General features: G+C 62.2%; 2 protein-coding genes. Both read right to left on the reverse strand.

What is annotated here, in order from left to right; translation table 11 throughout:
- Positions 1-559: arginase family protein (locus tag IEX05_RS15100; protein ID WP_188703287.1), on the reverse strand; the 559-nt coding region annotated here is incomplete at its 3' end.
- A gap of 143 nt (positions 560-702) precedes the next feature.
- On the reverse strand, positions 703-1,725 hold the full coding sequence (locus IEX05_RS15105) for a LacI family DNA-binding transcriptional regulator (RefSeq protein ID WP_188703288.1): 1,023 nt from the start codon (positions 1,723-1,725) through the stop codon (positions 703-705).
- Between the last annotated feature and the right edge of the window lie 239 nt (positions 1,726-1,964).

Here is a 1,964-nt window from a genome sequence, read left to right on the forward strand (position 1 = left end):
CCATAATGATCGGGATGGCGCCAGCATCGACGACCGTGCCGACAAACTTCCGGATGCCCTCGAAGGTCGCCGCCGTGTTGCCCAACACGATCGGCGAATCACCATAATCGGCGACCTTCAGTACCTCAAGTGCGTCAACCCGCACATCGAGATGCTGGTTCGGGAAGCCGTAGCCACCGACGTAATCGCACTGTCGGATGGCGAGCGGTCCGTGGTTGGTGCCCGAGCGGCCACCTGCTGTGGAGTCCCATGGAACCCCGAGAACGGCGACGTCGATCTCGCCCGCCCGAAGATCTTCCGGCGTCAAGCACACCGGAAGCTTTGCGAAGGTCTGGATACCCGAGAACCCGCCTTCGCCGCGACGGTTTACATGAATCGGACCGGGCTTGCGATCCACATTAAAGTCGTCAACCGCGCCGTGTCCCTCCAGCCCGGAGCCGAGGCGTCGCGGCTGTTCCCAGAATCCCTCGGGGGCGAGGTCGTGCGAGTGCGAGTGGCCATGATCGTGGCCCGCAAGATCGTGTTCGTGGGCGTATGCCGGGTGCTGTTCATGTGCCATGAAGGCGACGTTAGTCCGATGGTGAAACGTTCTGTCACCATTTGACCGAGATGTAACGAACGGTTAATGCACATCCGTTTCTCGGCCGCGAACACCACCTGAACGAAAACACCCTCGTAATTTTGGTGAAACGTTTAGGCCGATCACCGTTGTGTGGACTGCCGGAAGATAACCTCGGCCGGAATTGTGCGATTTACCGGCAAGAGCGCACTGTCATCGCCCTCGACGATGGAGAGCAGAGTCTCCGCGCATGCAGCGCCGAGTTCGCGAGCAGGCAGTTGGACGGCGGTGATAAACAGGGGCGCTCCTGCGAGCCGAGCACCGTCGGCACCGCACGCCAGGCGTACATCCGTCCCAGGGATACGACCGACGGCATGGATCGCCCCGATGGCTCCGAAGACCCCCGCCGCCCCCGCCGTGAGTACGAAGTCGATGTCGGGATTCTGCCGCAAAATCGGCTCGACCAGCCTCTCGAGCAGATCGGCATCTTGCTCACCAAAGTCATACTCCCCGTAGTGTGCCCGCACCCCGTGCGCGTCACACCACGTTCGAACCGTCTCACGCAGGGCTTCACCCCAACCAGAATTCGATCCGGGTGCAATAAGCAGCATCGAACGAAGCCCGTCAGCGTAAACGTGATCGAGAATCTCGCGTACTGCGGTGGCGTGGTCTGCCGTCACAGCGATTCCCGGAGGCATTCCCGCAGGCAAGAACTCGCCCGAGACAACGGGCATGCCGCTGGTGATGAGTTCTCGCGCTCGCGCGTCGTCGGAGAGTGGATCCATCACAATGATGCCGTCCACGCGCGGCATGTTGCGTCGTGGCGTCGTGGAGTTCGAACTGAGCAGGGCAACATCGTGGTCCTGGGCATGCGCCACCTGTGTCACACCCGACATGAACTCGAGTAGGTAGGTCTCATTAAGCGCGCGGATCATGTCGACGTGGTGGAGGCCGATTGCGTACGTGCGTCCCGTGCGCAGACCATAACCCAACGGGTTGCGCGAGTACTTCAGCTCTGCCGCGGTCTGCACGATGCGCTCGCGCGTCTGCACCGCCATTCGTCCCTGGCCGGCGAGAGCCGCCGACGCGGTAGCCAACGAGACACCGGCCGCCTTCGCCACGTCCCGCAGCGTGACCGACCGGGAACCATCATTCAACGCCGACATGACATGTAGCGTACTGCCCGTGCGGAGCGGCTCGGCCCGGCGAGATTTGTGTACACCTCGTAATATCCGAGGGGCAGTCCATCTAGGGCGTGAGGAACGAATTGGTGACAGGTTCGGTTTAGGCCGCGAGTGTGAGCGGCTCGGCTAGCTTGGCTTCGAACTCGATGGGCGTCAAGCCGCCGAGGGCGTCTTGGGCGCGTTGGCGGTGGTACTTCCGCTCGATCCAGACGACGATCGCG

Origin of the sequence: Microbacterium nanhaiense, from assembly GCF_014646015.1 — a bacterium.
GTDB classification, from domain to species: Bacteria; Actinomycetota; Actinomycetes; order Actinomycetales; family Microbacteriaceae; genus Microbacterium; species Microbacterium nanhaiense.